24 protein-coding genes are annotated in these 26,453 nt (G+C 72.1%); 10 read left to right on the forward strand and 14 right to left on the reverse strand.

The features are described from left to right. Positions 1-4: 4 nt before the first annotated feature. Positions 5-1,198 carry a low temperature requirement protein A gene (locus tag ACWCSV_RS00835; RefSeq protein ID WP_451137727.1) on the reverse strand — a complete coding sequence of 398 codons (1,194 nt, stop codon included), beginning with the start codon at positions 1,196-1,198 and terminating at the stop codon, positions 5-7. A 390-nt stretch (positions 1,199-1,588) separates the two neighbouring features. On the opposite strand from ACWCSV_RS00835, the gene ACWCSV_RS00840 reads away from it, so the two are divergent. Then, positions 1,589-2,281 carry a hypothetical protein gene (locus ACWCSV_RS00840; protein WP_451137728.1) on the forward strand — a complete coding sequence of 231 codons (693 nt, stop codon included), beginning with the start codon at positions 1,589-1,591 and terminating at the stop codon, positions 2,279-2,281. 226 nt (positions 2,282-2,507) lie between these two features. On the opposite strand, the gene ACWCSV_RS00845 is transcribed toward ACWCSV_RS00840, so the two are convergent. The 6 genes from ACWCSV_RS00845 to ACWCSV_RS00870 all read right to left on the reverse strand — a co-directional run bounded on the left by ACWCSV_RS00845 (position 2,508) and on the right by ACWCSV_RS00870 (position 7,382). Further along, on the reverse strand, positions 2,508-2,831 hold the full coding sequence (locus ACWCSV_RS00845; protein WP_451137729.1) for a DMT family transporter: 324 nt from the start codon (positions 2,829-2,831) through the stop codon (positions 2,508-2,510). After that, entirely contained in the window at positions 2,828-3,241 is a 414-nt protein-coding gene (locus ACWCSV_RS00850; protein ID WP_451137730.1) for a DMT family transporter, read from the reverse strand. The genes ACWCSV_RS00845 and ACWCSV_RS00850 overlap by 4 nt, the downstream gene beginning before the upstream one ends. A gap of 101 nt (positions 3,242-3,342) precedes the next feature. After that, positions 3,343-4,644 carry an aminotransferase class I/II-fold pyridoxal phosphate-dependent enzyme gene (locus ACWCSV_RS00855; RefSeq protein WP_451137731.1) on the reverse strand — a complete coding sequence of 434 codons (1,302 nt, stop codon included), beginning with the start codon at positions 4,642-4,644 and terminating at the stop codon, positions 3,343-3,345. A gap of 196 nt (positions 4,645-4,840) precedes the next feature. Next, the gene (locus ACWCSV_RS00860; protein WP_451137732.1) at positions 4,841-5,710 is read right to left on the reverse strand and encodes a hypothetical protein; all 870 of its coding nucleotides are present in this window, start codon (positions 5,708-5,710) and stop codon (positions 4,841-4,843) included. Positions 5,711-5,787: 77 nt separating this feature from the next. Continuing rightward, positions 5,788-6,477, reverse strand: a complete 690-nt coding sequence (locus ACWCSV_RS00865; protein WP_451137733.1) for an RNA polymerase sigma factor — start codon at positions 6,475-6,477, stop codon at positions 5,788-5,790. Positions 6,478-6,593: 116 nt separating this feature from the next. Beyond that, the gene (locus tag ACWCSV_RS00870) at positions 6,594-7,382 is read right to left on the reverse strand and encodes an SDR family oxidoreductase (RefSeq protein WP_451137734.1); all 789 of its coding nucleotides are present in this window, start codon (positions 7,380-7,382) and stop codon (positions 6,594-6,596) included. A 157-nt stretch (positions 7,383-7,539) separates the two neighbouring features. Between ACWCSV_RS00870 and ACWCSV_RS00875 the strand changes: the two genes are divergently transcribed. Next, entirely contained in the window at positions 7,540-8,142 is a 603-nt protein-coding gene (locus ACWCSV_RS00875) for a TetR/AcrR family transcriptional regulator C-terminal ligand-binding domain-containing protein (protein ID WP_451137735.1), read from the forward strand. Positions 8,143-8,224: 82 nt separating this feature from the next. Here ACWCSV_RS00875 and ACWCSV_RS00880 read toward each other — a convergent pair whose 3' ends face one another. After that, entirely contained in the window at positions 8,225-8,740 is a 516-nt protein-coding gene (locus tag ACWCSV_RS00880) for an N-acetyltransferase family protein (protein WP_451137736.1), read from the reverse strand. 87 nt (positions 8,741-8,827) lie between these two features. After that, entirely contained in the window at positions 8,828-9,424 is a 597-nt protein-coding gene (locus ACWCSV_RS00885; RefSeq protein WP_451137737.1) for a DinB family protein, read from the reverse strand. Positions 9,425-9,791: 367 nt separating this feature from the next. Here ACWCSV_RS00885 and ACWCSV_RS00890 point away from each other — a divergent pair, with 367 nt between their 5' ends. Together ACWCSV_RS00890 and ACWCSV_RS00895 are read left to right on the forward strand one after the other, a co-directional pair. Next, the gene (locus ACWCSV_RS00890) at positions 9,792-10,511 is read left to right on the forward strand and encodes a TetR/AcrR family transcriptional regulator (protein WP_451137738.1); all 720 of its coding nucleotides are present in this window, start codon (positions 9,792-9,794) and stop codon (positions 10,509-10,511) included. A 71-nt stretch (positions 10,512-10,582) separates the two neighbouring features. After that, positions 10,583-11,791: an FAD-dependent oxidoreductase gene (locus ACWCSV_RS00895; protein WP_451137739.1), complete on the forward strand. Its 1,209-nt coding sequence runs from the start codon at positions 10,583-10,585 to the stop codon at positions 11,789-11,791. Positions 11,792-11,917: 126 nt separating this feature from the next. Here the strand turns inward: ACWCSV_RS00895 and ACWCSV_RS00900 are convergent, their stop codons facing one another. Then, positions 11,918-13,090, reverse strand: coding sequence for a M20 family metallopeptidase (locus ACWCSV_RS00900; protein WP_451137740.1), 1,173 nt, complete (start codon positions 13,088-13,090; stop codon positions 11,918-11,920). A gap of 108 nt (positions 13,091-13,198) precedes the next feature. On the opposite strand from ACWCSV_RS00900, the gene ACWCSV_RS00905 reads away from it, so the two are divergent. The 5 genes from ACWCSV_RS00905 to ACWCSV_RS00925 are packed head-to-tail and all read left to right on the forward strand — an operon-like array spanning position 13,199 to position 19,562. Further along, entirely contained in the window at positions 13,199-15,037 is a 1,839-nt protein-coding gene (locus ACWCSV_RS00905; RefSeq protein WP_451137741.1) for a PucR family transcriptional regulator, read from the forward strand. Between the two features lie 28 nt (positions 15,038-15,065). Then, entirely contained in the window at positions 15,066-16,388 is a 1,323-nt protein-coding gene (locus ACWCSV_RS00910) for an MFS transporter (RefSeq protein WP_451137742.1), read from the forward strand. A gap of 44 nt (positions 16,389-16,432) precedes the next feature. Next, entirely contained in the window at positions 16,433-17,881 is a 1,449-nt protein-coding gene (locus ACWCSV_RS00915; RefSeq protein ID WP_451137743.1) for an amidohydrolase, read from the forward strand. Then, on the forward strand, positions 17,878-18,663 hold the full coding sequence (locus tag ACWCSV_RS00920; protein WP_451137744.1) for an SDR family NAD(P)-dependent oxidoreductase: 786 nt from the start codon (positions 17,878-17,880) through the stop codon (positions 18,661-18,663). Before ACWCSV_RS00915 ends, ACWCSV_RS00920 begins: the two co-directional genes overlap by 4 nt. A 17-nt stretch (positions 18,664-18,680) precedes the next feature. After that, entirely contained in the window at positions 18,681-19,562 is an 882-nt protein-coding gene (locus ACWCSV_RS00925) for a polysaccharide deacetylase family protein (protein ID WP_451137745.1), read from the forward strand. A 107-nt stretch (positions 19,563-19,669) separates the two neighbouring features. Here the strand turns inward: ACWCSV_RS00925 and ACWCSV_RS00930 are convergent, their stop codons facing one another. Beyond that, a complete protein-coding gene (locus ACWCSV_RS00930) occupies positions 19,670-21,361 on the reverse strand; it encodes a subtype B tannase (RefSeq protein ID WP_451137746.1) in 1,692 nt (563 codons plus the stop codon). A gap of 480 nt (positions 21,362-21,841) precedes the next feature. On the opposite strand from ACWCSV_RS00930, the gene helR reads away from it, so the two are divergent. Beyond that, positions 21,842-24,049 carry an RNA polymerase recycling motor ATPase HelR gene (gene helR, locus ACWCSV_RS00935; RefSeq protein ID WP_451137747.1) on the forward strand — a complete coding sequence of 736 codons (2,208 nt, stop codon included), beginning with the start codon at positions 21,842-21,844 and terminating at the stop codon, positions 24,047-24,049. 4 nt (positions 24,050-24,053) lie between these two features. Here helR and ACWCSV_RS00940 read toward each other — a convergent pair whose 3' ends face one another. From ACWCSV_RS00940 to ACWCSV_RS00950, 3 genes are all read right to left on the reverse strand, one after another. Beyond that, positions 24,054-24,524: a hypothetical protein gene (locus tag ACWCSV_RS00940; RefSeq protein ID WP_451137748.1), complete on the reverse strand. Its 471-nt coding sequence runs from the start codon at positions 24,522-24,524 to the stop codon at positions 24,054-24,056. A gap of 108 nt (positions 24,525-24,632) precedes the next feature. Then, a complete protein-coding gene (locus ACWCSV_RS00945; protein ID WP_451137749.1) occupies positions 24,633-24,809 on the reverse strand; it encodes a hypothetical protein in 177 nt (58 codons plus the stop codon). A gap of 191 nt (positions 24,810-25,000) precedes the next feature. Then, the gene (locus ACWCSV_RS00950; RefSeq protein ID WP_451137750.1) at positions 25,001-26,167 is read right to left on the reverse strand and encodes a GH12 family glycosyl hydrolase domain-containing protein; all 1,167 of its coding nucleotides are present in this window, start codon (positions 26,165-26,167) and stop codon (positions 25,001-25,003) included. Positions 26,168-26,453: the final 286 nt, after the last annotated feature.

A 26,453-nucleotide genomic window follows, 5' to 3' on the forward strand; every position in this document is an offset into this window, starting at 1 on the left:
CCCGTTACGGGGTTACCGCCGCTCGTCGCCGTAGGACCTCCGCGTCTGCGGCGACGGTCGCGGCGACGGCCAGGCCCATGCCGAGTACCGCGCCGCCCAGTCCCAGTCCCAGGGCCGGGCCGGCGAATCCGAGCCCGAGGACCACGAGCGCGCCCGCCCCCACCACCACGGTGTGCTCCATGCCCCCGGTGCCGGTCATCCGGTGCAGGGCGCCGAGCAGGACGAGGACGATCGCCACCGGCACGGCGACGGCCAGCGAGGCGGTCCGCTCGGGCAGGTGCGCGTGGTGCTCGGTGGCGTCCACCGCCGCTTCCAGCCCGGCGCCGAGTGCGGCCAGTGAGGCGAAGACGCCGTAATGGGCGTACCCCCAGGTCAGGGCGGAACGCAGGGTGGGCAGGCCGATCTCGCCGCCGGTGAAGTACATCCACCACAGGCCGAAGACCAGCAGCAGCCCGCCGATCGCGATCAGCAGGACGGCTGCGGACAGACCGTGGTCCGAGACGGTGGACTGGACCGCCGCGAGCGAGGCGAGAATGACCTCGCCGAGCACGATGATCGTGAAGAGTCCGTACCGCTCGGCAATGTGCTCCGGGTGCCAACTGGTGTTGTTCCCACGGGACTCGGCCCACGCGGGCACGGCCAGTTCGACCAGTACGAGCGCCACGAAGGTGGCCGCCTGCCACGCGTCCGGCACCCAGAGCCGGGCCACCCAGCCGAGCTGTGCCACGGCGATGCCCGTCGCGTACCGCAGGGCGCAGCGACGCCCCTCCGGATGCTGCGAGGCGGCCCGCAGCCACTGCGCGATCATCGCGACGCGCATGATGACGTACCCGATGACGACGACCGTGAAGTCCCCGTCCTGGAACGCGGCGGGCACCCCGGCGGCGAGCACCAGAACACCCGCCATCTGCAACAGCGTCACCAGCCGGTACGGCACGTCGTCGGTGTCGTACGCGGAGGCGAACCAGGTGAAGTTCATCCAGGCCCACCAGATGGCGAAGAAGACCGCCGCGTACCCGGTCAGCCCCGAGCCCACGTGATCCTCGGCCAGCGCGTGATGCAGCTGCGCGGCGGCCTGCGAGACCGCGACCACGAACGTCAGGTCGAAGAGCAGCTCCAGGGGAGTCGACGCCCGGTGCTCCTCATCGGGGTCCCGGGCCCGCATCGTCCGCAGCAGGGGGACTGTGCGCTCCACCATTGCCGTTGCTCCTGTCGTCGGTCGTGCATGTGGCGTGGCTGGGCCTGTGGCCGTGGCCGCAGTGCCGCGCGATGCCGTGCTTTGCCGTGGTTCATCCTCGCTCGGAGGGCTCGGGATGCGTCGCGCGGACGCGGCCTCTGCCGGGACTGTGCGCGGGGAGGACGGAACTGGGCGCCGAGGAGCAAGCGGGCGGTGGTGGGTGCGGTGTAGGCGGCTGGGTGGGGCGCGTTCTCCGCGTGTGCGGGGATGCCCCCTGAAGGGGGCTGTGGCGTAGCTGCTTGTGGTGACCGGATGGTGCCCCGGTGACCAACAGGTCTGTTCGGATGGGCAATCTGCCAAGAAATTGTTCGTACGCATGCGCGTCGAACGTTGACACGAAACACTGGCCGGGTGATCTCTTCCGATGCCCTCGTGCCCTCCCCGGACATCCGCGCCCACTTCGTCGACCGGCTCAACTCGGTTCTGCGACGACCGGGGATGTGGGGGGACGAGATGATCCTTCGGGTGATGTGCCAGGACCTCCTCTACGTGGAGGGCCGACCCGGGCTGTGGCATCAGCAGCAGACGGCCTGGGAGGTGTCCGGGGCCTGGTCGGTGAACGGGGCGAAGGGGGCCTTCGCGCGCCACCTGCACGGTGACGGGCCGGCCGACGCGGTGGTCTCGCTCTACGGGGAGTTCGCGCACCGGGCCGGCTGGCTCCGGGCGGTACGGGTGCTGGATGAGGGGGAGTACGCCCGGCTGCGGGCGACGGCGCCGGAGTGGGTGGGGCGGGAGGACCGGGGCTGGTCGGACGTGGCGGCGGAGTTCGGGCCGCCGTCGGTGCGGTTCGGCGGGTCGAACCCCCGGTTCGGGAAGACCCTCGGTTACGTCGGCGCGGACCCGGCCGACCCGATGATCTGCTTCCACCTCTGGAACGGCAGCCGTCCCGACTCGCTGTGCGGCTGGACCGCCGAGCACGCGGAGCCTGTGGTGCTCGCCCTGCGCGTCGGTGGTGCCGGCGCCTTCCGGGACTCGTTCACGTACACCCCGGAGGGCGAGCGCCGGCGTTCGTACGGCCGCGAGCTCTCGCATCAACTGGACTGACAGAAAACAGGGTTGCTTCAGGCGGCGGGAGGCCCGGCCACCGTGGCGCCGGCCGGCAGGGGCTCGGCGCGGTCACCACACGTGCCGTCGCGGACCGGCTCGGCGTACGGACGAACACCGTGCTCCGGCACATCCGGACGAAGGACCGGCTGCTGGAGCCGCTGGCGGGCACCTACGCGGCCGAACCGCAGGGCGGAGTAGGCGGAGCGGTCGGCAGGCCCGGCGGCTACGGGTGGGCGCCCGCTTCGATCAGCAGGACGCCGCCGGCGATCAGGACGATGCCCAGGCCCATCAGCCGGGTGAGCGGTTCGCCGAAGAGGCGGCGGGCGAGTACGGCGGTCAGCGCGACCCCGCACGCGGACCAGATGCCGTACGCGACGCCGATCGCCATGCCGTGGGAGAGCGCCAGCGCGAGGCAGCCGAAGGAGACGACGTACGCGAACAGGACCGGCGCCAGCCATACCTTCTTGCGGAAGCCCTCGGAGGCGCGCAGGGCCAGGGTGCCGCTGACCTCGAAGAGGATCGCGCCCATCAGGAAGAGCCAGCTCACGGGGTGGTCTCCTCGGGGGAGGCGGGGCGGGAGGCGTCGGCGGCCTGCTCCCGGGCGGCCGTGGCGCGTTGCGCGCCGATCTCCACGGTCAGGACCCCGCCGGCGACCGCCACGACTCCGAGGCCCATCAGCCAGGTCAGCGGGTCCCCGAAGAGGAGCGCGGCCAGCACCGCGGTGACGGCGACACCGCTCGCCCCCCAGATCCCGTACGCGACGCCGATCGGCATGCCCTCGCGCAGTACCAGCGCCAGCATCGTGAAGGCGGCGACGTAACCGGCGACCACCAGCGCGAACCACGGCCGGGCGTCGAGTGCGGCCCGCAGGGCGAGCGTCGCCGCGACCTCGGAGGCGATCGCGCCCACGAGGAACAGCCACTTCCTGGAGCCGTTGACGTTCATGCCGCTGGTCATGGGCGGGTCCTTCCCTCTGGGCCTGTTCGGGTGGGCGCCCGCCGGGGGCACGCCGGGGGCCGTACGCCCCGGAGGACGTACGGCCGGCTTGCGGTACCGCGTTACTTCGCGGCGAGCCGCTTCTCGTACCCGACGACCCGCACGCACGCGGTCAGGCCGAGGATGGCCTCCTCGAGCTCCTCCTGCGTCGGGTAGCTGGGCGCGACGCGGATGACGGAGTCGGTCGGGTCGTCGCCGTACGGGTGGGTGGCACCGGCCGGGGTCAGGACGATTCCGGCCGCACCGGCGCGCCGTACGACCTCCTTCGCGCAGCCCTCCTCGACCACCAGGTTCACGAAGTAGCCGCCCTTGGGCTTGGTCCAGGAGGCGAGGCCCGTACCGCCCAGCTCCGCTTCGAGGATGCGCTGCACCGCCTCGAACTTCGGCTGCAGCACGTGACGCTGACGGTCCATCAGTTCGCGTACGCCGTCCGCGTCGCGCAGGTACATCGCGTGCCGCAGCTGGTTGACCTTGTCCGGGCCGATGGAGCGCTTGGAGTTGTTGGCGAGCAGCCACTTCACGTTGGCCGGGGACGAGCCGAAGAACGCGACGCCCGCGCCCGCCAGGGTGATCTTGGAGGTGGAGCCGAACACGAACACCCGGTCCGCGTTCCCGGCCGCGTCGCACGCGGCGAGCAGGTCGGCGATCTCCACCTGCTCCTCGGTGAGGTGGTGCACCGCGTAGGCGTTGTCCCAGAAGATACGGAAGTCGGGCGCGGCGGTCTCCATCGCGGCCAGCCGGGCCACCGTCTCGTCGCTGTAGACCGTGCCGTCCGGGTTGCTGTACTTCGGGACGCACCAGATGCCCTTGACGGCCGGGTTCTCCGCGACCAGGCGCTCGACCGCGTCCATGTCCGGGCCCGCCCCGGTCATCGGCACGGGGATCATGTCGATGCCGAACCGCTCGCACAGCGCGAAGTGCCGGTCGTAGCCGGGGACGGGGCAGAGGAACGCGATCCGGCCCTGGTCCACCCAGCGCGACTCGGCGCCCGGCAGCACGCTGAGCATCGCGTGCACCAGGGAGTCGTGCATCAGCTCCAGGCTGGAGTTGCCGGCCGCGAGCAGCTGCGCCACCGGCACCTGGAGCTGCTCGGCGAAGATCTCCCGGAGCTCGGTCAGCCCCTGGAGGCCGCCGTAGTTGCGCACGTCGGTGCCGTCGGCGGCGGTGTACCGGCCGCCCGGCAGGCTCAGCAGGTCCTCGGAGAGATCGAGCTGCGTCGGTGCCGGCTTCCCCCGGGTCAGGTCGAGGGAGAGGCCGCGGCCGGCCAGCTCCTCGTAGTCCTGCCTGGCGCGGTCGGCAAGGGCGCTCAGGTCGCTCGGGGCGCCGGGGGCGCTCAGGGCATCGGAGCTCAGCTCGGTGGTCACGGTGTGTCCTCTCGCGGGTCCCGCTCGGTGCCGGACGGCACCCTGCCGAGGATACAAACCGGTCAGTGGCTCGCTTCTTTCGGTACGGGGCCGCGCACACCGCTGCCCCGGCGGGTGGCCGGGGCAGCGGGGAGGGGCGACGAGGCCGCGGTGAGGGGGGTCGGGAACGCCGCCCCAGTGCTGGTCCGGGAGCCGTCTACCCCTGGTCGGAGAACTGCGGGTCCTTCGCCTGGTCGTAGATCTCCTTGCCGGACGCGTCGTACGCGTGGACGGTGGCGTCCGGGCCCGCGAAGTGCCGGTCGGGCTTGGACGTACCGGTGGAGAACGCCGCCGCGTAGGCGAACGCGCCGCCCGCCATGGCCGCCGGGTACTCCTTCGGGTCGTCGCCGTAGCTGATGGTGACCTTGGCGACGTTCGAGGCGTAGTGCCCGGCACCGAGCACGGTGTACCGGTACTCGCCCGACTGCTTGCCGGCGCTCTGGCCGAACGAGTCGAAGTACTCGATCAGACGGCCGGTGCCCCACAGGCGGTTGTTGATGAACGTGGGCGGGGAGTCCGCGCTGACGCCCTTGTCGCCGTCCGACTGGCACTGCACGTACTGGTCGGCGGAGTTGACCGCGACGACCACGCCGTCCGTGTCCTCGGTGGCGAGGGGGGTGCGGACCGCGAGCACCGCGTCGTACTGCGATGCGTCCGATCCCAGGCAGGAGGCCAGAATCCTGGCCGCGGTCCCGGCGTCGATCGGGGTCGTGGTGGCGCTGGTGACGGTGGCTTTCGCCGGAGTGGCCGGCGATGCGGCCGAGGCGGATACGCCCGAGGCGGTCCCGCCCGACGTGGCGCCGCCCGACGAGGTACCGGGCGTCGTGCTCGTACGCGGTGACGAGACCGCGCCCGTCGGGTTTCCGGCGCTCGACCCGGGGGACGCGAGCGTAGGCCTGGCTTCCCCCGTACCGCCGAAGACGACCACGGCCGTGACGCTCATCGTCGCGACGCCCGCGGCGACGGCCAGCGGCACCCCCCACCTGCGTCGCAGCGAAACACGGTTGTCCTCAGGATCGATCTTCATCAGGAGCTCCTCTCGGGTCCGCCAGTGGTTCGGCAGATCACGTTCGGAAGGAGCCGCAGGAATGCCTGGCATGTCGCTCACCGCGCGAACTCCTTCGCGTTGACGGGAATCTTGGAACCGGACGACGCCGGGGCCGCGGCTCCGTCGAGGAGGGCGACCCCCAGTCTGCGCCGGGCGCGGTGCAGCCGGGACTTCACGGTCCCGACAGCCACCCCCAGCGCCGTCGCGGCGGCCTGCTGATCCAGACCCGACCACACGCAGAGCTCGACGACCTCGCGTTCGTGGCGGGGCAGCCGGGCCAGCGCCCGGTGGATCTCAGACATGCGACGCTCGTCGTCGACCAGGACGGCGATACGTTCCGCGTGGTCGCCCACCGGCTCGTCGTGCGAGACGAGCCGGTGCAGCAACGCTTCGGCCCGCCTCAGCCGCCGCCTGGTGTTCGACAGCAGACGGTCGGCGATGCCCAGCAGCCAGGGCAGGGCCGAGTCGCGGTCGAGCACCGTCTCCGTACGCCGGCGCCAGGCGTGCAGGAACACGGTCGAGGTGAGGTCCTCGGCCTCGGACCAGTCGGCCGTACGCCGGAACAGGTAGTTGTAGACGGTCTTCGCGTGCCGGTCGAAGATCCGGCCGAAGGCCTCCCGGTCGCCGCCGACGGCCCTCTCCCAGAGCTCCCGGTCGGACGGGCCTCCGAGCGGTAGGGCCGCGCCACCGGCCGGCGGGGAAGCCCCTCCGGCCGGTATGACGGGACCGGCGTCGTTCAGTTCCATGCTCTGTACGTGTCCGGCACCCGGCCGAAGGTTCCCGATCGGTTGATGTCGCTCCATTGAGTTGATTGCGCGTCAACGAGTGGGACCGACCCTGGTGGTGGGGGCCGTGGTGGGCGTCAGGCGACGCCGCCGTTGGCGTACAGCACCTGGCCGTTGATCCAGCGGCCCGGACCGGCCAGGAACGCGACGGCCTCGGCGATGTCCTCGGGGGTGCCGAGGCGCTCCATCGGCGAGAGGCCCGCGATGGTGTCCACCACCTGTTGCGGCTTGCCGTCCAGGAAGAGCGGGGTGGCGGTCGGGCCGGGTGCGACCGCGTTCACCGTCACGTCACGGCCGCGCAGCTCGCGGGCGAGGACCAGCGTCATCGCCTCGACGGCACCCTTGGTGGCCGCGTAGGCGGCGTAGGTGGGCTGCTGGAGCCGGGTCACGGACGTGGAGAAGTTGATCAGCGCGCCGCCGGACCGGAGCGTACGGGCGGCCAGTTGGGACACCACGAACGTGCCGCGCACATTGGTGCGGTGCATACGGTCGAAGGCGTCGAGGTCGAACTCGGCGACCGGCGCGAGAAGCATGATCCCGGCCGTGTTCACCACCACGTCCACACCCCCGTACGCCTGCTCGGCCGCCGCGAAGAGCGCCGCCATCGCGTGCTCGTCCGCCACGTCCCCGCTGATCGCGGTGGCCTGCCCGCCCAGCTTCTCCACGGCCGCCACGACCTCCTGGGCCCGCGCCTCGTCCCGCCCGTAGTGCACGATCACGGCCATGCCGTCGGCGGCCAGCCGCTCCGCGACGGCCCGGCCGATGCCGCCGGAAGCGCCGGTGACGACGGCGACGCGGGTGGGGGCGCCGGGGGTGCCGCTGCTGTCGCTGCTGCTGTCGGTCCGGGGCTGGGTGGTGTCGGTCATGGGGATCAGCCTCCCGCTCGCCTGCTCATTTATGGACTGTCTGTCCATTAAAAAATGTAGACTGATCGTCCATATACTGCAAGCAGGGTCAGGTGGACCGCCGACGCGGCGCGCCGGGCCTCCTGGTGCACGACGGTGAGTGGGAAGGGGTGTGGAGATGGCTGAGGGGCCGAAGGATTCCGCCAGGCGTGGCCGAGGCCGCCGCCCCGCGTCGGAGGTGCGCGAAGCGGTACTGGACGCGGCCGGTGCGATGCTCTTCGAGGCGGGGCTGCCCGGGATCACCTTCGAGAAGGTGGCGGCTCGCGCGGGCGCCAGCAAGATGACCCTCTACAAGTGGTGGCCCTCGCCCGGAGCCCTGGCCTTCGAGGCGTACTTCAGCGCGGTCGAGGGCACCCTCGCGTTCGCGGACACCGGGGACATCGAGCGCGATCTCACCGCCCAGCTCCACGCCTTCGTCGGCCTGCTCACCGACCCGCGTACGGGGCACGTGATCGCCCAACTCGTAGGCGCCGCGCAGTCCGACCCCGCCCTGGCCGCCGCCCTCGCGGAGCACTACACCCACCCGCGCCGACTCCTCGCGGTCGAACGGCTCACCCACGCGCAGACCCTCGGCCAGATCCACGCCGACGTCGACCCGCAGGTTGTCGTGGACCAGCTGTGGGGCGCCTGCTACCACCGGCTGCTGCTGCCCGACGAACCGCTCGACGTGAAGTTCGCGGATGCCTTGGTGCGCAACCTCCTGCGTGGCATCCGGAGTTGAGGCGGAACGCTGATCCTGTCGCCGTGGACCGGCTGGACCGGCTGGACCGGCTGGACCGGCTGGACCGATGGAGTGCGTCCTGTCAGGAGATGGCCACCGGCTCGGCGGAGAGCTCGATGGTGAACGTCACCCGATCGAGTCCGGGGCCGTCGTAGTCCGGCTGGACGGCTGAGGCCGCAAAACCGAGCCGCGTGTGAAAGGCCCGGGACGCGATGTTCTCCGGGCTGGTGACGCAGTGCACGTGGTCGCGCCCATGGGACCGGGCGAGCGCGAAGAAGGCCCGGTAGAGGGTGCTCCCGATGCCTTGGCCGTGCAGTGCCGGGTCGACGCCGGCGAAGTGCACATAGGCGGTACCGGGCACTGTCGGCGACATGAAGCCGACCAGGAAGGCCGCGATCTCTCCGCTGTCGTGTTCGACCAGGAGACTGGTGGTGGCGAAATGCTGGAAGTACAGCCGGGGAAGAAGCAGCGCCCGCTCCGTCGACCCCGCCTCCCCCTTGAGGCCGCCCCACCACGTGTCCAGTACGGCGAGCACGGGGAGATGGTCTTCCTCGGCGAGGCGCCGGGCCGTCAGGCCGGCGGGAAGATCGGCGATCATCCGCTCGGTGTGGCATTCCGTCCGGCGCGGGGAAGGGGCTTGCCGGAAGTGGACGGCAACGGGCCCGGTCAGGGGTGACGCGCCCGGTCAGGTGAGGGTCAACCACCGCCTCCCGTCGATGAGTTCACGGGCTGCGTCGAGATGGCCGGCGTGACAGGCGGTCTCGGTGATGACGTGCAGCAGGAGATCCCGCAGGGTGTGGAGATGCGGCTCTCCGAAGAGGTGACGCGGCCACCACGCGAGGGGCGCGTCCGCGGAAGGGGCGGCGGCGACGACGGAGTCCGCGCGCCCGGTCTCGTAGAGATACGTGCCGAGGACGTCGGAAGGCGAGGCGTCGGCCGGAACCTGCCAGGCGTCCTCGATGCCGTCCAGTGACCGGATGACCTCCGCATCGCCGAGGAACACGGCCCGGAACCAGAACCGTTCGACATCGAGAGTCAGATGCCGCACCAGCCCCAGGCAACTCCACCCCGAGGGAAGCACGGGCCTGCGCAGGGCGTCGGCGTCGAGCCCGTCGAGTATCCCGAGAACGTGCCGACGCTGGGCGCGCAGAGAGGAGAGGAGGGCGGCGACTTCGGAGCCGGGGGGAGGCGTTGGTGTGCCCTGGCGAGGGTGTGCGGTGGGGCTGGGGATGTGCGGTTCGCTGTGTCGGGGCTGGGCGTCCGTGCTGGGGGCGTCTTCCATGGGGAGAGCCAAGCATGGGGGACTGACAGCAGGGAGGGGAGCGGGTGAAGTTGGTCGAATCCGACCCTTCGGCGAGATGAACCCGCAGGTCAGGAGTGCTCCCCGCGTGAGCGGGGCTGCCCCCGGGTCCTTCCGTCATCGCCGACCGGGGCTCATCGGTAGACGGTAGGACGACATTACTTCTGGTCCTTGAATGGCCTCTCCGGCTGAGTACTCGTGGTGCTCCGTTTCACGGCAGGCGTTTCCGGATGTCGTGGCGTGACACGTCGCGTCGCGTCGGAGTGGTCGAGCGGGCAGCGGCAGGACAGTCGACGAACATGTTCGTGCGGTACTTGTTCGCTACGAACATGTTCGTTACGCTCGTCGTATGACACCATCCACCCCGCCCTCCGCCCCCCGCAGCCGCCGTGAGCGGCCCGCCAAGCCCGCGCTCAGTCATGCGGGGATCGTCGAGGCCGCCGTGCGGATCATGCGGGCCGAGGGGCTTCAGCGGGTGACCATGCGGCGCCTGGCGACGGAGCTGGACACCGGGCCTGCCTCGCTCTACGTCTACTTCGGGAACACGGCCGAGCTGCACGCCGCGATCCTGGAGGAGTACCTCGGCGCGGTCGACCTGAGCCCCGCGAAGGCCCCGAAGGTCCCGGCCGAGGCCCAGGAGGACTGGCGGGAGCGGCTCGTCCAGGTGCTCGGGTCGTACACGGGGGTGCTCTTCGAGCACCCGAGCCTCGCGCGTTCCGCGCTCGTGGCGCGGCCCACCGGGGCGAACTACCTGGCGCTGGTGGAGGCGGTCCTCGCCCTGCTGGACGAGGGCGGGGTGCCTCCGGGGCAGGCCGCCTGGGGCGTGGACGTACTGCTTCAGCTGGCTACCGCCGCCGCTGCCGAGCAGGGCACCCGCTCGGAGACCGACCCCGCCGAGGAAGAGCACGACGCGCTGGTGGGCGCGCTGCGCGCCGCGTCCGCCGACACGTTTCCGCGTATCGCCGCGCTCGGCGACGACCTGTTCTCCGGGAGCCCGCAGCAGCGCCTCGGGTGGATGTTCCGGGTGGTCGTCAACGGCGCGCTGGCCACCCCGCGCGACCTGATCTGATCCCGGCGCCACCGCCGGTACGAATCCCGGCGCCACCGCCGGTACCAAGTACGTCGAGAAGGAGCCACACCATGACGACCAGCACCAGCACCAGCACCAGCACCCCCACCCCCCACCACCCCGTAGCCGTCGTCGGCGGCGGGCTCGGCGGGCTCACGCTCGCCCGGGTCCTGCACGTGCACGGCATCGATGTCCCGGTCTTCGACCTGGACGCCTCGCCGGACGCCCGTAAGCAGGGCGGGATGCTCGACATCCACGAGGAGACCGGGCAGGCGGCGCTGCGCGAGGCGCGGTTGCACGAGGCGTTCCTGGCGAAGGTGCACCCGGGCGGTCAGGCGATGCGGCTGCTCGACAAGAACGGCGTCGTCCACCGGGAGGAGGGGGACGACGGCTCCGGCGAGCGCCCCGAGATCGACCGGGGCGATCTGCGTGATCTGCTGCTCACCTCTCTCCCGGAGGGCACCATCCGCTGGAATTCCAAAGTGGTGTCGTGCCGGGCGGTGGACGGTGACGGGAGCCGGGGCGGCCGGTACGAGGTGACGCTCGCCGACGGGGCGGTGTTCACCACCGATCTGCTCGTCGGGGCCGACGGCGCCTGGTCGCGGGTGCGGCCGCTGGTGTCCGACGCGGTGCCCGCGTACACCGGGATCTCCTTCGTGGAGGTCGACCTGTTCGACGCGGACACCCGTCACCCCGAGGCCGCGGCGCTGCTCGGCGGCGGGATGTTCTTCGGGCTCGGCGACGGTAAGGCGCTGCTCGGCCACCGCGAGACGGATGGCAGCCTGCACGTCTACGTGGCGCTGCGCACCGACGAAAGCTGGCTGGGCACGGTCGACTTCACCGACACCGCGGCGGCGAAGGAGGCCGTGCTGGAGCACTTCGCCGACTGGGCGCCCGGCCTGCGCGGGCTCATCGCCGAGGCGGACGGGCCGCTGGTGCCCCGGCACATCCACGCCCTGCCCGCCGGCCACCGCTGGGCCCGGGTTCCGGGCGTCACGCTGCTCGGGGACGCGGCGCACCTGATGTCTCCGTTCGCCGGGGAGGGCGCGAACCTCGCGCTGATCGACGGTGCGGACCTCGGCCGGTGCCTGGCCGCGCACCCGGGGGACACGGAGGCGGCGCTCTCCGCGTACGAGGAGCTCCTCTTCCCGCGCGCCGAGCGCACGGCGGCGGAGTCCGCCGAGGGGCTGGAGGCCATCTTCGCGCCGGACGCCCCGCAGCCGCTGCTGGACATGTTCGCCGGGATCGGCGGCCCGGACGCGGACCAAGGCCGAAGCTGAGAGAACCCGCGAGCCCGGCTCCGAAGGCCCCGGCCCCGGTCCCGGCCCCGTACGGAAGGACCCCTGTACCTCCCGTACGGAACCCGAACCGGCCCCGCCCCCGAACCGGCCGGCTCGCCCCCGGTCTCACCCCTCCTGCAGCAGCGCCACCATCCGCGCCAGCAGCGCCGCGCGTTCCGGCATGCGGGTCACGTCGGTCCACTCGTGGTCGGCGTGCGGGCCTCCGCCCACCGCGCCGAGGCCGTCCAGGGTGGGGGTGCCGGCCGCGGCGCAGAGGTTGCCGTCGGAGATGCCGCCCACCGCGGCCGAGCCGGGCCATTCCAGGCCGAGGCCGGCCAGCGCGGTTCGGGCCGTCTCCAGCAGCTCCGTCGCGGCGGACTCTTCGAGGGGCGGGCGGTTGGGGCCGCCGGTGATCTCGTACGGGAGCCGTGCCACGTCGGCGACGATGCGGTGGAGTTCGGCGTCGATGTCCTTCTGCGCCTGGACGTCGGGGACGCGGACGTCGACCGTGACGTGGGCGCGGTCGGGGACGGTGTTCTGAGTGGTGCCCGCGCTCGCCACCGTCGGGGTGACGGTGACCCGCTCGTCGTACGCGGCGAGGGATTCCAGCGCGACGATGATCCTGGCCAGGTCGGTCAGGGCGTTGGAGCCCTTGCCGGGCTCCAGGCCGGCGTGGGCGGCGACGCCCTTGACGCGGATGTCGTAGAACGACCAGCCCTTGCGGGCGTGCTTCAGGCCGCCGCCGTCCGCCGCGCCCTCCAGGACCAGCGCCGCGCGGGACTTCCGCGCCCACTCGGTGACGACCCGGCCGCCCGCCGGGGAGCCGATCTCCTCGTCGGCGGTGATCAGGAACGCGACGGCGGGGTCCTCGCCGGTCAGCTCGCGCAGCCGGGCCAGCCCGTACAGGCCCTGGATCAGGCCGCCCTTCATGTCGAAGACGCCGGGGCCGGTCGCCCGGGTGCCGTCGACGAGGAACGGCCGCTGCTTCAGCGTGCCCTTGGGGAAGACGGTGTCGAAGTGGCCGACCAGCAGGACGGGACGTACGCCGGCCGGGCCGAGGCGCCAGAGGAGCCCGCCGGGGCGGCCGTTGCCGGGGTCGTGCGGCAGCACCGTGGGGGCGGTGCCGAGGAGGCGGGTGCCGATGTCGGCCAGTACGTCCCGGCACGCGCCGAGGGCGTCGCCGTCGGAGGAGGGGGACTCGGCCCGTACGAGCCGTTCCAGATCCGTGACCATCGCGTCGGTGTCTTCGGTGAGGCGGCGCAACAGGTCACGCGGGTCGAGGACTTGGGATGCGGGCACGGCGGGACTCCTTTGGCGCGGCTTCCGTGGGGATACGCCTCTGCATGATTGCTCTGCCCCGACATGCGAAAGTTTGTGTGACCCGCCAAGTTTTGGAGCTGATCCACGGTGCCCGACCACAACCCGGAGCACGTGGGCGACCCCGGGCCGGCCGGTGCACCGGGGCGGGCCGACGCCACCCCGCAGCCCGCCGCCGACACCCCGGTGACCCTGGCCACCGTCGTGGACTGCCTGGGGCCCGGCACCGTCGCCGTCTGGGCCGCCCCGCACGGCCTGGGCGTGCCCGTCCGTACGCTCGCCGTCCACGAGGGCGCGCCGGGCCCGGACCCCGCCCGAGCCGCGCCGGAACCGGCCGACGCGGAACGGTCCGCCCCGACACCGCCCAGCACGCTCCTGCTCGGCATCGGGGCCGGGGGCGAGCCCGGTGGGCTGATCCGGGCGGCGGCCGGGGCCGGGGCGGGGGCCGTGATCGTCAAGGACGGCGGGGACCGCGCGCTGCGCGAGGCGAGCGCGCTCGGTACGGAGCACGGGGTGGCGGTCCTGGCGCTCGCGCCCGACCAGGACTGGACCGACCTGATCGGGCGGCTGCGTGCCCTGCTGGCCGTACGGGTGGGGCCCGGGACGCGGCGCGCGGCGATGTTCGGGCGCCGGCACGACCTGGTGAGCCTTGCCAACTCCCTCGCCCGCCTGGTCAACGGCTCGGTGATGATCTTCACCCCCGGCCAGGAACTGCTCGCCGCCTCCCGCCTCGGCCCCGGCGACGACGAGATGCGCCGGGCCGCCGTGCTCGACCAGCACGGGCCGGTCGGGTACCGGGCGCGCCTCGTCGAACTCGGCGTCTACCGGCGGCTGTGGTCCGGCCCCGAGGTGGTCGACGTGGCGGCGGTCCCCGAGTTCGGCGCGGGGCGCCGGCTCGCGGCGGCGGTGCGCGCCGGTACGGAGAACCTCGGCTCGATCTGGGTGGCCGAGGGCGGCGAACCGCTCGCCGCGAACGCCGCCGTGCTGCTCGCGGACGCCGCGACGGTCGCGGTGAGCGTACTGCTCGGCCTCGACCAGGAGGAGGTCGCCCGGCGGCGGCTGGACGAGGAGCTCCTCGGCCGGGCCCTGCTCGGCGACGTCGATCCGCGCCTCGCCGCCTCCCACCTGGCCGTCGACCCGGGGACGCCGGTCACCGTGCTGATCGCGGACCTGTCGGCGCACGGCCCCGGGCTCGGCGCCGCCGACCTGTACCGGGCCAAGGAGGAGGTGCTGCGCCGCCTCGCCGGCTACCGGTGGCGCGCGCTGGCCACCACCGGCCCCTCCCGGGTCGTCGTCGCCCTGGTGGGCCCGGTCGACCCGGACGGGACACGGCGGGCCGCGGACGCGATCGGCGCCGCGGTGGCCGACGCGGTCGGCGCCCGGCCGCGTACCGGCATCGGCCTCCGCGCACCGCACCTGGGGGAGCTGCCCGCCAGCCGGACGGAGGCGGAGCTGGTGGTACGCGCCCTGGCCCGGCGCGGTGAGGTCCGCAGCGCCTGCCTGGAGGACGTGCGCGGCACCGCCAACCTGCTGGTGCTGGGCGAGGCCGTCACCGCGGACCGGCGGCTCCAGGACGGGCCGGTGCACCGGCTGCGCGCGCACGATCTGCGGCGCGGCACCGCGTACACGGAGACCCTGGCGGCCTATCTGGACGCCTTCGGGGACACCGCCGCGGCCTCCCGGGAGCTGAACGTCCACGCGAACACCCTGCGTTACCGGATGGGGCGGATACGTGAGCTGACCGGGCTCGACCTGGGCGATCCCTACGAGCGGCTGAACGCGGCCGTACAGCTCTTCGCCCTCGGTCCGAACGCGTTTGTCGCGGAGCACGAGAAAACGCCGAAAACCTCTTCGCCGTCCACAAACCGTGGGAGTACGTCCAGTTTGCACACTGCTGACCACGATCCGACGACAGGTTCCGGGTCGTGACCGACCGGTATCTGCGTGGAGGTGGAAGATGACAGAGGGCAAGAGCTCCCGGGTACGCTCAGCCAAGCGAGTGGCCACGGCCGCCGTCGCCGTGCTTTTCATGACCTGGCTGATCGATTACATCGACCGGCTTGTGATCACCCTTGCCCTGCCCGACATCGGCGACGAGTTCGGCCTCGGCACCACGATGCAGGGCCTGATCCTCACCGCCTTCTTCATCACCTACGCGGCGATGCAGATCCCCGGCGGCATCCTCGCCGACACCAAGGGTGCCCGCCGCGCGATGCTGATCGCGGCCGGCGGCTGGACGGTCTTCACCGCCGCGAGCGGGATCGCCATCGGCCTGACGACCATGATCGTGATCCGCGCGGTCTTCGGCATCTTCCAGGGCATGTACCCGGCCGCCTCCATGAAGGCGCTGAGCGAGCGCACCACCCCCGCGCAGCGGCTGACCGCGAACGGCATCATGTCCGCGTCCAACCCGCTGGGTTCCGCGATCGCCCCGATCGTCGCCGCGCCGCTCATCGTGGCCTTCGGCTGGCGCGGGGCGTTCTGGTCGGTGTCCGTGCTCGGCCTGCTCATCGTCCTCGCGCTGTGGAAGGGCATGCCGAAGCCGCTGACCACCGAGGAGCTCGCCGCCGCGACCGGGCGCGAGACGGCCCCCGAGCCGGTCGCCCAGGTGTCGCTGCGCCAGGCGATGGGCCTGCTGAAGTCCTCGATGATGTGGCGCTTCGCCCTGATGATGTGCGGGTTCAACATCATCGGCTGGGGCCTGGTGTCCTGGGTGCCGTCCTACCTCCGCGAGAACAAGAACGTCTCGCTCACCGGCGTGGGCCTGCTCTCCGGCGTCCCGTGGGTCGCCGCGGCGGTCAGCATGATGATCGGCGGCTATCTCTTCGACCGCTTCCTCAAGGGCAACCACCGGCGCGTGGTCGTCCCCGTCATGGTGGTCCTCGGCGGCCTGCTGGTGATGATGGTGCGCGCCGGGTCGGCGGGCGAGTTCATCGCCTGGGAGACCTGCGCGACCCTCGTGATGTACCTGGCGTACATGCAGATCTTCGGCCTGCCGCTGCGCATGCTGCCCCCGGAGTACGCGGGTGTCGGCGGCGGCATGGTGAACTTCGGCGGCCAGCTCGCCGGTGCGATCTCGCCGTTCGTGATGGGCTTCCTCGCGGAGCACTTCTCGTACGGTGTGGCCTTCTCCTTCCTCGGTACGGGCTGTGTCCTGGCGATCGTCGGCGCACTGGTCACCCCGCAGACCCCGGAGGCGTTCCGGGCCGGCCTCGGCCGCCACCTGGACCTGTCGGAGTCCGAGTCCGCCCCGGAGCCCGTCGCGGTGAGCGCCGCGTGACGGCCCCCGTACCCGGAAGCGGCACAGGTTCCGGCCCCGGTCCCGTGCCCATCGCGCGGCTCAAGGAGCGGGCGCGGGCGGCGATCGAGGGGTACCGGGAGCGCCTCCTGGACCTCAGCGAGGACCTCCAGCGCCACCCGGAGACCGGGTTCCGCGAGCACCGGGCCGCCGCGACGGTGGCCGGGTGGTTCATGGAGCTGGGGCTCCCCTTCGAGAGCGGCCTCTCCCTCACCGGGGTGAAGGCGCGGATGTCCGGGCGCGCGCAGGGCCCCACGGTCGCCGTGCTCGGCGAGCTGGACGCCCTGGTGCTGCCCCGGCACCCGCTGGCCGACCCGGAGACCGGGGCGGCGCACGCCTGCGGCCACCACGCCCAGGTGGCGTCGATGATCGGCGCCGCGGTCGGCCTGGCCGCCGTACGGCAGCACCTCGACGGGGACGTGGCGTTCCTCGCCGTACCGGCCGAGGAGAGCGTCGAACTGGAGTGGCGGCGAGAACGGGTACGGGCCGGTGAACTGACCCACCTGGTCGGCAAGGCCGACCTGCTGGCGCGGGGTGCCTTCGACGATGTGGACATGGCGATGCTCGTCCACACGTCGGGGCAGCCCGCCCGGCTCAGCGTCGGGGACAGCCACAACGGGTCGGTGGTGAAGCGGATCGTCTTCACCGGCCGGTCCAGCCACGCCGGTTCGTCCCCGTGGCACGGGGTGAACGCGCTGAAGGCGGCGATGCTGGCGATCGGCGCGATCGACGCCCAGCGGGACACCTTCCGCGATGAGGACGCGGTACGCGTCAACGCCGTGATGCCGCACGGGGGCGACGCGCCCACCGCCGTACCGGACCGCGCCGAACTCGAAGTGGTGATCCGGGCCCGCACCCCGGACGCCCTGCGCGGCGCCTGCGCCGTCGTCGACCGGGCCGCCCGGGCGGGCGCGGTGGCGCTGGGCGCCCGAGCGAGCGTGGAGACCACCCTCAACTACCTTCCGCACCAACAGGATCCGGTCCTCGTCGAGCTGGCCAGGGCCAACGGCACCGCACTCTTCGGCCCGGACGCGGTGCTCCCCGGCCGGCACCTCGGCGCCTCCACCGACATGGGGGACCTCGGCGCGGTCATGCCGGTGCTGCACCCCTTCACCGGGGGAGCCACCGGTGACGCGCACAGCGTCGACTACCTGGTCACCGACCACGTACTCGCCGCCCTGGAACCGGCCGTGCTGATGGCCTGGTGCGTCATCGACCTGCTGGCCGACGGCGCCGCCGGGGCGCACGACACCCTCGCCCGGCGCGCGCGGCGCACGGCGGCGGCCGACCCCGCCGCAGAGCCGGACGAGCGGTCCGCCGCCGACCGGTACGGCGACCTGCGGGCCGGATTCGACGGCCTGACCCACTACGACGGCACCCACGACGACACGGCCCACTACGACGGCACCCACGACGACACGGCCCACGACGACACGACCCACGACACGGTGCGTGGGACAGAAGGAGAACTGTGAGCACCCCCGAGAGCACCCCCGCGCGGAACGAGCCCAGGATCGCGCTGGTCACCGGAGCGGCCGGAGGCATCGGGGCGGCCGTCGCGCGGCGGCTGAGCGAGGACGGCGTCAAGGTGATCCTCGCGGATCTCCGTGCCGACCGCCTCGCCCCGCTCGTCGCCGAGAGCGCCGGCCACTTCGCCGCGATGGAGGTCGACCTCACCGACCGCGCCTCGCTGCCTGACTTCGTGGACCGCGCCCGGCAGGTGTTCGGCGGCCTGGACATCCTGGTCAACGCGGCCGGCCTCTATCCGAGCGCACCGCTCCTGGAGATGCGCGACGACCAGTGGGACACGGTCATGGACGTCAACCTGTCCGCGGTCTTCTCCCTCTCGCGGGCCTTCGCCCGGCGCCTGGTGGACGCCGGCCACGGCGGCCACATCGTCAACATCAGCTCCGGCGCCTCCGCCCGCGCCCGCCGCGGTGCCGCGCACTACTGCACCTCCAAGGCCGGCCTGGACATGCTCACCAAGGCGTTCGCCCTGGAGCTCGCCGAGCACAGCATCCACGTCAACGCCGTCTCTCCGGGCTTCATCGAGGTCGACAGCGAGGTGAACCCGCTCGGCGAGGAGTACGTCCGCAAGATCCGCGGCGGACAGCCCTGGCCCCGCGCGGGTGTCCCCGAGGACATCGCCGGAGCGGTCGCCTTCCTCTGCGGACCCGACGCCTCGTGGATGACCGGCGCCTCGCTCTCCGTGGACGGCGGTGCGGGCACCGGCAACGCCGCACTGCCGCTGAGCTGAACGGACGAAAGACACCCATGACTTCGCACACCTCGCCGGTCTCCCGGTCCCCGCGGCGCGGATACGTCTGCGTCACCTTCGACTTCGACGCGATCTCCTCGTGGATGGCGCGGGGCATGCTGACCGCGACCCCGCTCTCCCGGGGCGAGTTCGCCGCCGTCGCCGTACCCCGGCTGCTGCACATCCTGGAGTCCCGGAACATCCGCGCGACCTGGTTCGTGCCCGGGCACACCGCCCTCACGTACCCCGAGCTGACCCGTGAGCTCATCGGCCGGGGCCACGAGGTGGCGGTGCACGGGCACGCCCACGAGAACGTCGCCGCACTGGACCCCGACGCCGAACGCGCCGTGCTCAAGCGGTCGTTGGACGCCCTGCAGGAGGTCACCGGCATCCTGCCGCGCGGCTTCCGGGCACCCGCCTGGGACCTGTCCGACGCCTCCGTCGAGCTCCTCGTGGAACACGGGCTGCGCTACGACAGCAGTCTGATGGGCCACGACTACGCCCCGTACCCCTGTCGCACCCCGGACGTCCCGCACGACTCCGGCGTCCGCCGGGGCGAGCCCACCGGACTGCTGGAGATCCCGGTCGCCTGGTCCCTGGACGACTTCCCGTACCTGGAGTTCCTGCGGACCCCGTCCGGCCTGATGCCCGGACTCCGCGACCCGCGCGAGATGTTCGCGAGCTGGACCGCCGATCTCGACTACATGGTGCGGGACTTCAAGGACGGCGTCCTCACGGTGACCATGCACCCCGAGGTCATCGGCCGCGGCCACCGCCTCCTCGCCCTGGAACACTGGCTCGACGAAGTCGCCTCGCGCGGCGTCGAGTTCGTCACCTGCGAGCAGGTCGCCGACCTGGTCGCGGCAGGTGCCGATCCGGGGCAGTACCGGCCGGTCTGACCGGCCCGCCGTACCGGACCGCCCGACCGGTCAGGGGGAGGGCGGGGCGGTACGCGCCCACACGACGGTCCCCCGGGCAGCCCGCCCGGGGGACCGTCGTGCCGTGGTTACTTCCGGTGGCCGGTCACCCGGGCGACCCAGGTGATGAAGTCGGCGGCATCGGTGTTGGAGCCGTGCCCCTGGTCCCAGTACATCAGCGAGTTCACGTCGTCGCCGAGGCCGTGCAGGGTCGCGGCGAGGTTGCCGACGACGGTCAGCGCGGTGTCGGTGTCCTTGGTGCCCACGCGTATCCACCAGTGCTTGGAACGGCCGGGGTTGTGGCGCGCCAGGTGGTACATCGGGTTCATCAGGTCCAGCAGGGCCGGGATGTCGCTGTCCACCCGGCCGGCGGTGAGCCCGGTGGTGTCGTGGCGCTGCCCGTACGCGGTGAAGTGGCGGGCCCCGGTCGTACCGGTGCCGAACTCGTTGTTCTCGCCGCCGGACAGGTCGAACGTGTCGAAGGCCGGGGCTGTCTTCTTCCGCGCTCCCACGTGGGTGAGGTAGTCCGCCCAGGTGAAGGCCGCCCGGCCGTTCTTCCACGTGATGAAGGGGTTGGCCGACAGGTACGCCGAACGGTCCGCCTCGGCAAGGCCCTTGAGGTAGGTGGTCGCGGCGGGCCGGACGTAGGTCTCCAGCAGGTACGCGTCGTAGTTGCGCGCGGTGAGCGGGCCGAACCCGTGCAGGCCCTTCAGACGCAAGGAGGCCTGGTATTCGGCGAACTGGGCCCGCAGCTCCTTGGACACGGGCTGGTCGAGCGTGCCGCTCTGCGGGGTGTTGGTGCCCCAGTTCCACTCGTACGCGCCGTCGGCGTGCTCCAGGTCGGTGATCGGGCACCAGTCGCCGCTGGCGAAGACCGCGTCGCTCGCCTCGGCCGCGCCCAACTCCGTGAGGTACGGGGTGTAGAGCGAGCTGTCCCCGGAAGCGCCGAGGAGCGCCGAGAGCGCGCCGCCCGCACTGGTGCCGGTGGAAACGATGCGGCGGGTGTCGCCGGGGATGCGGCCCTGGTTGGAACGGACGTACCGGACGGCCGCCTTGAGGTCCACGATCGCGGCGGGGGCGGTGCCGTAGTACGTACCGTTCGCGTCGGTGAGGGTACGGCCCCGGCAGCCCGGCTCCACGACGACGTACCCGGCCGCCAGGCCCAGCTTGGGCAGGCTGACCATCTGGCCCATGCCGTTCGGCATGTCGTTCGAGCCGGAGGGCGCTTCGGCGGTGCCGGTGCCGGTGCCGGTGCCGGTGCCGGTGCCGGTTGCCGGGGTGCCGGTGCCCGCTCCCGTGCCCGTCCCGGCCGGGGGAGCGCCCGTCCCGCCGCCCATTCCGCCGAGGTCGCCCATCTCCATCGCGGCCTCGCCGACGCCGGCGGCGGTGGCCACGCTCGCGGGGAAATAGCCGCCCACGGAATTGGAGAAGAGAATCGGCGCGTTCGTCGCATCGACGGCCCTGCCGTCGATCCTGACGGGAACGCTGACCACCAGGCTCTGGTGCTCGGCGTCGACCGGCGCGGAGACGTAGGTGATCGCCTTCCAGAAGTGGTAGGTCACCTCCCTGTCGCCGGCGTCGGTCGTGATGGTCGTCGTCAGTTCGGTGTACGCGCTCGGGTCGAAGATCAGGGCCCCCGAATTTCCCGGATTCCCCGTATTCCGCGAGGAGCTGCGGCTTTCCGCCTGGGCGTTCGCGGCGAATCCCCCGACGGCTGCCGCTCCTGCGACCGACCCGAGGCCCACGACGACGGTCCTGCGTTTCACTGCCCTGTGCTTCACGGATTTCTCCTTTTACGGCAGCCGGAACTGCCGCGCGTGCAACGATCGCTTGCAACTGCCGCGTGTGCCGGACGACTACGCGGGTGCATTGCTTCTGCGTTTTCGAACCTATGTCATCGTCCAGCAAATCTTCAACAATCCTGTTGACTCCGCCCGGAGATGCACAGGTAAAGGAAGGGGAATGCACAGAAATGAATATGAGAATTCCCTGAGTGAATATCCGGGTTTCCTGAGAATTTCTCAGAATTTCCGCGGGAAGGTGTTCCGGCAGGCATCCCTGCGGTGGGCGCGGCATTGCGCCGGCGAGGCCCGAGGCGACCGCTGGAGGGGGAGGAGGGGAGGGAAGAGGGTGTACCCACCTCTTTCCACTTTCAACATATAGCGCAAGGGGGGCCTTGCGGCAAGGCCCCCTCGTTGGCGCACAATCGGCGGCCGACCTCGGAATTCCGTGTGTCGTGCCCCCACCCCGGAGCCGCCCGCATGCCCTCCCAGCCCTCACCGGCCCCTCCCGCCACCGCCTTCGCTCTCCCCGGCCGCCTCGCCGCCAAGGCCGATCCCCGGCTGATCGCCCGCGACGAGGAGCACTTCGCCGCCGTCGCGCGGGCCCTGGAGGAGTCGATCGCCGAGCTGACCGCACAGCTCGACGCCGCCCGCAGGGCACCCGGTGGTGCGGGCCGGCAGGCGATGGACCGGGACACCGAGATCCGCCGCCTCACCGCCCGCCTGCGCACCCTGCGCCGCTTCGGCCTCGACCTCTGCCTCGGGCGGATGGTCGGCGAGGCAGGGACGGAGGCGGAGGCAGGGACGGAGGCGGAGGCAGGGACGGAGGCGGTGTACGTCGGACGGCTCGGCCTCACCGACGGCGCGGGCCGGCGGCTGCTGCTCGACTGGCGCTCCCCGGCCGCCGAGCCGTTCTTCGGGGCCACCCACGCCAACCCGATGGGTCTGGCGAGCCGCCGCAGATACCGCTGGACCGACGGCCGGGTCAGCGACTACTGGGACGAGGTCTTCACCGCCGACGGGATCGACGGGCATGCCGCACTCGACGACCAGTCCGCCTTCATCGCGAGCCTCGGCTCCCACCGCTCGCCCCGGATGCGGGACGTGCTCTCCACCATCCAGGCCGACCAGGACGCCATCATCCGCGCCGGTTCGCGCGGTGCCCTCGTGGTGGACGGCGGTCCGGGTACGGGGAAGACCGTCGTGGCGCTGCACCGTTCCGCGTACCTCCTCCACTCCGACCCCCGTCTCGGCCACCGCCGGGGCGGGGTGCTCTTCGTCGGCCCGCACCGCCCGTACCTGGACTACGTCGCCGACGTCCTGCCCAGCCTCGGGGAGGAGGGCGTCCGGACCTGCGTGCTCCGTGACCTCGTCGCCGAGGGCGCCCGGGCGTCCGTGGAGCGGGACCCGCAGGTGGCGCGGCTGAAGGCGTCCCGGGAGCTCGTGGTGGACGCGGTGGGGGCGGCCGTCCGGTTCTACGAGGAGCCGCCCGCACGGGCCATGACCGTCACCACCCACTGGGCCGACGTACGGCTGAGCGCCCAGGAGTGGGCGGCGGCCTTCGCGGCGGCGGAGCCCGGGACCCCGCACAACGAGGCCCGCGAACAGGTCTGGGAGGAGCTCGTCACCCTCCTCGTCGACAAGCACGACGAGGACACCCCGACCGACCGGCTCACCGCGTCCCTGGCGAAGAACCACGAGCTGCTCGCGGCCTTCGACCGCGCCTGGCCGCTGCTGGACGCCGCCGACCTGGTCGGCGACCTCTGGTCCGTACCCGCCTACCTGCGCAAGTGCGCCCCCTGGCTGGACGCCGACGAACGGCGCCTGCTGCGGCGCGACGAGGCGAGCGCCCAGGAGTGGACCGTCTCCGACCTGCCGTTCCTGGACGCCGCCCGGCAGCGGCTCGGCGACCCGGAGGCCGCGCGCCGCAAGCGCCGGGGCGAGGTGCTGATCGCGGCCGAGAACGCGCGGATGGCCCAGACCGTCGACGCCCTGCTGGAGGCCGACGACGACGGCGAGGGCGTCATCACGATGCTGCGCGTCGGGGACATGCGCGAGGCCCTGACCGACGCATCCGCGCTCCCCGGCGGCGACCCGGACCTGCTCGCGGGCCCGTTCGCCCACATCGTCGTCGACGAGGCACAGGAACTCACCGACGCGGAATGGCAGATGCTGCTGCTCCGCTGCCCGTCCCGCAGCTTCACCGTCGTCGGCGACCGCGCCCAGGCCCGCCACGGTTTCACCGAGTCCTGGCGCGAACGCCTCGAACGCGTCGGGCTCGACCGGATCGGACTGGCCTCGCTGAGCGTCAACTACCGCACCCCGGCGGAGATCATGACCGAAGCCGAACCGGTCGTCCGGGCCGCGCTGCCGGATGCCAACGTGCCGACCTCCATCCGCAGCAGCGGTATCCCCGTCACGTACGGGGCCGTCGCCGACCTCCGTACGGTCCTCGGCGAGTGGCTCGACGCCCATCCGGACGGGACCGCCTGCGTCATCGGGGACCCGGCGTTCCGTCCGACCTCCCGGGTGCGGTCCCTGACTCCGCAGCTGGCCAAGGGACTTGAGTTCGACCTCGTCGTGCTGGTCGAGCCGGAGTCCTTCGGTACGGGCGTCGAGGGCGCCGTGGACCGCTACGTCGCGATGACCCGGGCGACGCAGCGGCTGGTCGTCCTGACGAGCGCCTGAGGACCTACCGGCGCCCGGCCCCGCTCCCGGTCAGCAGCTCGGCGAGACCGGCGGCGGCCTTCTCGGCGGACCGCTGGTTGATCAGCCCCTCCACCGCCACGGCCCGGAGCCCGACCTGCGTACGGTGCCCCGTGCCCCGGGTCAGCAGCGCGGTGACCACGACCGGATTCAGCCCGCCGGAACCGCCGGGCGCGACCACGCGAATCGCCCGCCGGCCATCGGGGGTGGGGGGCTCGGACGGCGTCCCCGCCTCTTCGAGCACTCCGGTGACGTGCCGCACCGCGTCGTCGAAGGGCAGCTCGACGACGAGGTCGAGCTCCTGCACGGTCTTCTTCATCAGCTTGGCCCTGAGCCCGGTCAAGGTGCCGTCGGGCTTGGAACGGATGCCCATCCACTTCAGCGCCGTCGCGAGTACCTGGTCCTCGCTCAGGCCGTCCGCGTAAGCGTCCCCGCCGCCGTCTTCGCTCCGGTCCATGAGTCCTGCCCCTCCGTCGCCGACCTGCCGATTCCGTTGCCACGGCCATTGTGCGACAGCGCGTTCGACCGGGCGGTTCCGGGTCTCGGCAGGCCCGAGGGACATGGCTCAGGCAGCGCGGGCGAGGACCAGGTCGTTGATGCGGAGCATGTCGATGGCGCCACCGCGCGAGTCCAGCAAGCGGCCCGTGTCGGCGAGTAGTCGGGCGAGGCTGCGCTCGGGGAGGACGCGGTAGGCGGAGACGGAGGTGAGGAAGGCGAGGTAGCGGGCGGTGTCGTACCGCATGGTCTGCCGGAAGCGCACCGTACGCAGGTCGGTGAAGCGCCCGTCGCACTGAGCCGAGCGAGCGGGAGCACGGAGAACCCGAGGGTTCGGCGACCGGTCCCCCGTAGGAACCCTGCCGGATGCGGGCGTTCCCGGCAGGGTCACCACGGGTGCTTCACCACGGGCGTGTTGTCGCGGAACGGCGGCCCCGGTCAGACGACCGTGCAGGCGGCTCCGCCCAGGGTGAAGGCCGAAGGCTCCGCGTAGGTCCCGGTGTAGGTGCCCTGGAAGCCGAAGTTCTGGGTGCCTCCGGGGCTGATGACGGCGTTGGACGTGGTGTTGTGCGCGGTTACCGCGCCGCTGCTGGGGCTGACCGTGGCGTTCCAGGCCTGGGACACCTGCTGGCCGGAGGGCAGGGTGAAGGCGAGGTTCCAGCCGTTGACGGCCGTGGTGCCGGTGTTCTTGACGGTGACATTGGTGGTGAACCCGCCCGGCCACACGTTGGGCGTGTACTCGACCTGGCAGGCGGCCTGTCCGGCCGGCGGAGTCGTCGTGCCGCCTCCGGGCTCGGTCGTGCCACCGGTCCCGTTGCCGTTGGTGTCCTGGCCGTCGGTGACGGAGGACGAGAAGGCGGAGAGCGAGAGGCCCGCCCCGCCGATCCACGGCTCGAAGCCGGCCTGGACGCTGGTCAGGTACCAGCTGTTGGCGGCCATGCCCTGGCTGACCGTGCGGTCGATGAAGTCCTTGACGTCGAACGACCAGCTGGTGATCGCGGACGGGGCGACGAAGGAGATGACGTCGTTCCCGCCGTTGTTCCCGGTCCAGATCTCCCAGGTCTTGCCGCCGATGGTGGCGGTGCTGGTGGGCGACCCGATGGGCTGGATGGAGCCGACCCGGTTGAACCAGATCATGATCTCCGTCTTGTTGACCCCGTCGGTCTTCGGCTGCGGGTCCAGCCAGATGTCGAACGCCGCGTCGTAGGTGGCGTTGCCGACGTATCCGTACGTGAGCGAGGTCGGCACGGCCGCGATGGTGTCGATCCGCTTCGGCAGGTTCGTCCCCGGCGAGCAGGCGGTGTAGTGGCAGCCGAGGAAGATCGACGGGTACGACTTCGGGGCGCCGTTGGTGGCGGCGGTGCCGTCCGCCTGGGTGACGGTGAACCCGCTGTCGCCCACGTTGATGCACTGGGTGGCGCTGGTGCCCCAGCGGTTGTTCTGGACGATGTAGCGGCCCTGGACGGTGGTGGTGCCGTACTGCTCGCAGATCTGACCGGTGGCCTGTGTGGCCGCCTGGGTGGCGGGGGTGGCGGTGAGCAGCGCGGTGGTCGTACCCAGCATCAGCGTCAGAGCTGTCAGGAAGGTGCGTGCACGATGTCGCATCATGTCCCTTCGGGCAGTGGGGGAAGGTGGCGGGGCGGGCGTGGGAGCGCTCCCATCCGGGGGGACTGTAGGGGTGCCCGGGAGAGGGTGACAAGACGGCGGACAGGGTTTGTTTCGTTCGGCGGCACGTTCGACGGGGCCTTCGACAATCTGCTGCGGGAACGCGCGTCGAGGTGAAGCGCTTCCGCTGAACGCGGGCTGCGAGAAGGCCTGTTGGCGGTACGCGGGGGCGGCCGACGGCCCGTGCGGGGGCTGCGCGGCGGCCGGCGCCGGCCGTACCCGGATC

The sequence above is a fragment of the Streptomyces sp. NPDC001770 genome (assembly GCF_053596135.1).

Excerpts from the sequence above, each read along its gene's own strand:
- ACWCSV_RS00850 (WP_451137730.1), bottom strand. The coding sequence starts at position 3,241 with ATGACCAGCGGCATGAACGTCAACGGCTCCAGGAAGTGGCTGTTCCTC.
- ACWCSV_RS00875 (WP_451137735.1), top strand. The coding sequence starts at position 7,540 with ATGGCTGAGGGGCCGAAGGATTCCGCCAGGCGTGGCCGAGGCCGCCGC.
- ACWCSV_RS00950 (WP_451137750.1), bottom strand. The coding sequence starts at position 26,167 with ATGCGACATCGTGCACGCACCTTCCTGACAGCTCTGACGCTGATGCTG.
- ACWCSV_RS00870 (WP_451137734.1), bottom strand. The coding sequence starts at position 7,382 with ATGACCGACACCACCCAGCCCCGGACCGACAGCAGCAGCGACAGCAGC.
- ACWCSV_RS00835 (WP_451137727.1), bottom strand. The coding sequence starts at position 1,198 with ATGGTGGAGCGCACAGTCCCCCTGCTGCGGACGATGCGGGCCCGGGAC.
- ACWCSV_RS00945 (WP_451137749.1), bottom strand. The coding sequence starts at position 24,809 with ATGCGGTACGACACCGCCCGCTACCTCGCCTTCCTCACCTCCGTCTCC.
- ACWCSV_RS00880 (WP_451137736.1), bottom strand. The coding sequence starts at position 8,740 with ATGATCGCCGATCTTCCCGCCGGCCTGACGGCCCGGCGCCTCGCCGAG.
- ACWCSV_RS00940 (WP_451137748.1), bottom strand. The coding sequence starts at position 24,524 with ATGGACCGGAGCGAAGACGGCGGCGGGGACGCTTACGCGGACGGCCTG.
- helR (WP_451137747.1), top strand. The coding sequence starts at position 21,842 with ATGCCCTCCCAGCCCTCACCGGCCCCTCCCGCCACCGCCTTCGCTCTC.
- ACWCSV_RS00895 (WP_451137739.1), top strand. The coding sequence starts at position 10,583 with ATGACGACCAGCACCAGCACCAGCACCAGCACCCCCACCCCCCACCAC.
- ACWCSV_RS00890 (WP_451137738.1), top strand. The coding sequence starts at position 9,792 with ATGACACCATCCACCCCGCCCTCCGCCCCCCGCAGCCGCCGTGAGCGG.
- ACWCSV_RS00925 (WP_451137745.1), top strand. The coding sequence starts at position 18,681 with ATGACTTCGCACACCTCGCCGGTCTCCCGGTCCCCGCGGCGCGGATAC.
- ACWCSV_RS00865 (WP_451137733.1), bottom strand. The coding sequence starts at position 6,477 with ATGGAACTGAACGACGCCGGTCCCGTCATACCGGCCGGAGGGGCTTCC.
- ACWCSV_RS00910 (WP_451137742.1), top strand. The coding sequence starts at position 15,066 with ATGACAGAGGGCAAGAGCTCCCGGGTACGCTCAGCCAAGCGAGTGGCC.
- ACWCSV_RS00860 (WP_451137732.1), bottom strand. The coding sequence starts at position 5,710 with ATGAAGATCGATCCTGAGGACAACCGTGTTTCGCTGCGACGCAGGTGG.
- ACWCSV_RS00885 (WP_451137737.1), bottom strand. The coding sequence starts at position 9,424 with ATGGAAGACGCCCCCAGCACGGACGCCCAGCCCCGACACAGCGAACCG.